The following is a 4,083-nucleotide window of genomic DNA, read 5'->3' as shown; positions in this document are numbered from 1 at the left end:
CCGGAGGTGTCACACCTGGCGGAGTCACACCTGGCGGGGTCACGCCCGGGCGTAACACCCCCGGGGGTGTTACGCCCGGGGGTGTTACGCCTGGCGGGACAACGGCACCTTCACAGCCGTTGTTGTAGATGGCCTTACCGGAATCCGTCCAGTTCTGTCCCCCAGGCAGGACCTTTCCGGAATTGGGCGGGATGATGTCCTCGGTGAGCTGGTGGTTGCCATTGGCGTGCCCGTTGAGCCCGTGCAGGTCAATGGTCACCACCACATAGGGATTCTTTTCGGACCCGGTGGCGTGACAGATGGTGATCTTGTGCCCGTCATTGCCATTGCCGTTGCCGTTGCCATTGCCCGGCCCGCCAGGGGCGGAGCAGCCGGCATTCCAGATTCCCGCTTTGTCGAGGTTCTGCCCTCCCGGCAGCACCTTCCCGTCGTTGGCCGGGATGATGTCTTCCTCGTGCTGGTGGCCCACGTGGGCGTCGAGCGCGTGGACATCCATTGTCACGGACACGTAGGGGTTCGTTGCCGAGCCGGTGGCGTGGCAGATGGTGATCTTGTGATCGTTGTTTGCGTTGTCATTTGCTGCAGCCGGCGCGGTCACGCTTAATCCTGCGAGACCGGCGACACCTAATGCGGCGAGGATCCGTTTCATTTCCGTCTCCATCCATTGTCTGGTCCAAACTGATCAGACGTGTGGAAAAACGGCGCCCCGACGCAAGGGCGGAAATGGCAAACAGACAGCATCGGAGCGACGGTTCTCCCAGATGCGAATCATCAGTTTGCTAACCCCATAAGGCTATGCAGCGGCCACACCTGTGTCCCGAGTACCCGCTACCCGCTTTCCGGAACAATCCGTACTGGCGTCCGCAGAACCGTACTCAGTCCGCGTACCGGACAAGTAGCCGGAGCGGATACGAACAAGTAGTAGGCGGTGAATACCTAGGCTTCGGCGGGTTCCTCATATTTCGGGAACACGGGGGCGGGTGCAGGCAGGGCGGTACCCGGAACTATCGGCGCTGTGAGCGCTGAGAACTGGCGCGCCCCACCCTCGGGCTGGCCGAGGGTTCCCAGCAGGGCGCCAGTGGCGTTCGGCATGACCGGCTGCGCAAGTATGGACACTATCCGCAGCACTTCGAGCGTCACGTAGAGCACAGTATTCATGCGTTCGACGTCGGTCTTCCGCAGCACCCAAGGTGCCTGCTCAGCGAAGTAGGCGTTGGTGTCCCCCAGCACGCCCCAGATCGCTTCAAGGGCGCGGCTGAATTCCTGCTTTTCGAAGGCCACCCTGGCCGTCTCGAGCAACCCGCGGGCCTGTTCAAGGATTGCGGTGTCCTCAGCCGTGAAATCGCCCGGTACAGGGACCAGGCCTCCGCAGTTCTTGGCCACCATGGACAGCGAACGCTGGGCCAGGTTCCCGAAGTTGTTGGCAAGGTCCGAGTTCATGCGGCCCACGATGGCCTCATGGTTGTAACTGCCGTCGGCGCCGAACGGGACCTCGCGAAGGAAGAAGAACCGTACCTGATCAAGGCCGTACTGGGCCACGAAGTCGGCAGGTGCCACCACATTGCCCAGGGACTTGGACATCTTCACGCCATTGTTGTGGAGGAAGCCGTGGATCATGACCCGCTTGGGCAGTTCGATCCCGGCACTCATCAAAAACGCCGGCCAGTAAATGGCGTGGAAGCGCGAGATGTCTTTGCCGATGACGTGGACGTCGGCTGGCCAGTACTTTTTGAACTGCTCCGATTCAACGTCCGGGTATCCGACTCCCGTCAGGTAGTTGGTCAGTGCGTCCACCCACACGTACATGACGTGTTTGTCGTTACCCGGAACCGGAACGCCCCAGTCGAAAGTGGTGCGGCTGATGGACAGGTCCTCAAGGCCACGCTTGACGAAACTGATGACCTCGTTGAACCGGGACTGCGGGGCGCCGAATTCAGGGTGCGCCTCATAGAGCGCCAGGAGCCGGTCCTGGTAGGAGGACAGCCGGAAGAAGTAGCTTTCCTCGGCGGTCCAGGTGACCTCGGTATCCGTTTCCTTGGAGTAGCGCACGCCGTCGTCCTTGACCACGGTGTCGTCCTCGACGTAGAAGGCCTCGTCCCGGACGGAATACCAGCCCTCGTACTTGGACAGGTAGATATCGCCGTTGGCTTCCATCTTCTTCCAGATGGCCTGCGACGCGGCGTAGTGGTCAGCGTCCGTGGTGCGGATGAACCTGCTGTAGGTAATACCAAGCGCTGCATGTGCCGCTTTGTAGACCTCGGCGTTGCGGTCCACCAGTTCCTTGGGCGTCATGCCCTCTTTTTCCGCCGCCTGGGCGATCTTCATGCCGTGCTCGTCCGTACCCGTCAGGAACATCACGTCGTAGCCATCGAGGCGCTTGAAGCGCGCCATCGCGTCGGTGGCTATGTACTCGTAGGCGTGCCCGATGTGCGGCACCCCGTTGGGGTAGGTGATGGCCGTGGTGATGTAGAACGGGATTTTCTCTGGAGCGCTCACGTGCGGACGGTACCTTTGGTGCGGAGGGACAGGCTAGATCAGTTCAGTCAGCGTATCGCTCAGGCGGACCAGTTCGTGGTCATGTGAAGCGACCAGCACTGCGATTCCGTCTGAGGTGGTGTCCTTGAGGATGCTGATGATGCGGTTGGCGGAAGCCCGGTCGAGGCTGGCGGTGGGCTCATCCACCACCAGGACACGCGTGCCCAGGATCAGTGCCCGGGCGATCGCCACACGCTGGCGCTCACCGCCGGAGAGCTGGGCCGGACGGTGCCGCATGCGCCGGCCCAGTCCCACCAGGTCCAGGAGGTCCTTGGCCATGTCACGGCGCTGGTCGACTTCACCGTCTGGGACGGCGGGCAGCAGGACGTTCTCAAGGGCGCTCATGCCGTCGATCAGGGCACCGCCCTGGTCCACGTACCCGATGAGGGCCCGACGGCGGTCGGCGATTTCGTCGTCGCCCATGCTTTCGAGCGAGTCACCCTCCCAGAAGACGCGGCCCGACGTCGGCAGCGTCAGTCCCGCTCCGACGGTCAGGATGCTGGTCTTGCCGGAGCCGCTTCGGCCGGCCACACAGTGCATCTCGCCGGCGTGCAGGGTCAGGTCAAAGCCTTCGACGACGCTGACCGCTTCGGCTCCGCCCTTGCCGCCGCCGTAGCGGATGGTGATGTCGCTCAGCTCCAGCGGCGTGCCGTGGTCCGCGGATTTGACGATGGTGTTGGCGCGGGTCTGCAGCGGCGCCTCAACCGAGCCGGACCTCCGGCTCCGGTGAACATTCGTCTCGTTTGTCATTGGACCACTTTCGTTGCAATCGGTATCCAGCAAAGTACAGCCACCAGGCCGGCGACTCCGGCCCACAGCGCGGCATACGGGGCAAGGAGCAGCCCGATGCCGAGAGCCCCCAGGACGCCCAGCGGCAGGGCCACCGTGCCCACCAGCGCGTTTTCGAACAGACGGACCTGACGGAGCATATCCGGGTTCCAGCCCATGGCTTCGAGGATGCCCAGGTACTGGCGTTTGGCGTTCAGCTCAAACCGGCCGGTGACCAGCGTCAGGATCAGCCCCACAAGGACCCCTGCCAGTGCCAGCAGCATGCTGGGCAGGGCGATGCTCGCCGCGGCCAGGCCGCTGAGCGCACTGGCGCCTGCTGCCCGCGGAATATCGATGAGCAGCGCCACGAGTCCGCCCACAGCGGCACCGAACACGCCCACGGCAACGGCCAGGGACAGGCTGTTGAACTTGTTGGTGCTCAGCTGCCGGTTGGCGAAGGTCAACGGCGAGTCGACCGGGATCAGCCTTTCGTCATGCTGTGGTTCCTGGTCCACCACGTCCCTGTGGCGCAGTTGCTGGGCGGCGAAGAAGGCGGCTGCAGCATAGAGGACCAGGACAGAGGCGGAAACCACTGCTGTTACCAGGCTCCAGCTCACGAGGCTCAGGACAATGCCGGCGACTGCCAGGAGGGCCGCGCCAACACCGAATTCTTCAAGTACCCAGTTCCGGATTTTCCGTTGGGTCCAGCCCATCGCGCGCAGGGTGCCTGCTTCGCGTTTACGCTTCCGGATGTAGCTGACGGTGGATGCTCCGGTGAGG

At 63.2% G+C, this 4,083-nt stretch carries 4 protein-coding genes; all 4 read right to left on the bottom strand.

Annotation, left to right across the window (positions count from 1 at the left end):
* Positions 1-649 (bottom strand): hypothetical protein (locus DBR22_RS23955; RefSeq protein ID WP_181365232.1); only part of this gene is annotated, 649 nt, incomplete at its 3' end.
* Between the two features lie 287 nt (positions 650-936).
* Positions 937-2,496: a methionine--tRNA ligase gene (gene metG / locus DBR22_RS17725; RefSeq protein WP_108600104.1), complete on the bottom strand. Its 1,560-nt coding sequence runs from the start codon at positions 2,494-2,496 to the stop codon at positions 937-939.
* 33 nt (positions 2,497-2,529) lie between these two features.
* Positions 2,530-3,285: an ABC transporter ATP-binding protein gene (locus DBR22_RS17720; RefSeq protein ID WP_108600103.1), complete on the bottom strand. Its 756-nt coding sequence runs from the start codon at positions 3,283-3,285 to the stop codon at positions 2,530-2,532.
* A partial coding sequence (locus DBR22_RS17715) for an FtsX-like permease family protein (RefSeq protein WP_146187554.1) occupies positions 3,282-4,083 on the bottom strand: 802 nt, incomplete at its 5' end. The genes DBR22_RS17720 and DBR22_RS17715, both read right to left, overlap by 4 nt.

Source organism: Arthrobacter sp. HMWF013, assembly GCF_003061105.1.
GTDB lineage: Bacteria > Actinomycetota > Actinomycetes > Actinomycetales > Micrococcaceae > Arthrobacter.
The sequence above is the reverse complement of the archived record's forward strand: the minus strand, read 5'-3'. Positions and strand labels throughout refer to the sequence as shown.